This is a genomic window from Staphylococcus sp. HMSC072E01 (genome assembly GCF_001814125.1).
Taxonomy (GTDB): domain Bacteria; phylum Bacillota; class Bacilli; order Staphylococcales; family Staphylococcaceae; genus Staphylococcus; species Staphylococcus hominis.
Map to the genome: position 1 here is coordinate 20545 of NZ_KV814986.1, position 477 is coordinate 21021.

Annotated in this window: 1 protein-coding gene; it reads right to left on the bottom strand. The window is 31.2% G+C overall.

What is annotated here, in order from left to right; all coding sequences use genetic code 11:
• A partial coding sequence (locus tag HMPREF2953_RS11495) for a DUF1542 domain-containing protein (protein ID WP_176746044.1) occupies positions 1 to 477 on the bottom strand: 477 nt, incomplete at both ends.

Genomic DNA, 477 nt, shown 5'->3' on the forward strand with positions numbered 1-477 from the left:
TTTTGCTACTTCTTTTTCTTCTTCAGTTGCATCTGGTGTTTGATCTATAATTTTTTTCTTAGCAATTGCAGATTGGTCAATTTCGTGTTTTGCCTCTACTTTTTTTATAATTTCAAGTTGGATTGTATTAATAACATTTATCCCTTTTGTTTTTGCTTCATCAACTCCATCATCATTTTCTGCTTCGTTGATATGAGTTTTAGCTTCTGTTAACGCTTGATCCACTTTACTTTTCGCTGCTTCTTTTTCTTCTTCAGTTGCTTCTTGCGTTAAATCAATAGTTGCTTTTTTAAGTTTAGCTAAATCATCAATTGCTTGTCTTGCTTCTGATTTTTTAACCACTTCTGGTTGAATATTATTTATCTCTGTATTTCCTGTTGTTTTTGCTTGATCCACTGCATCATTTGTTGAAGCTTGATCAATATTATCTTTTGCTTTTGTAGCTTCTTCATCTACTTTTTGTTTTGCTACTTCTTT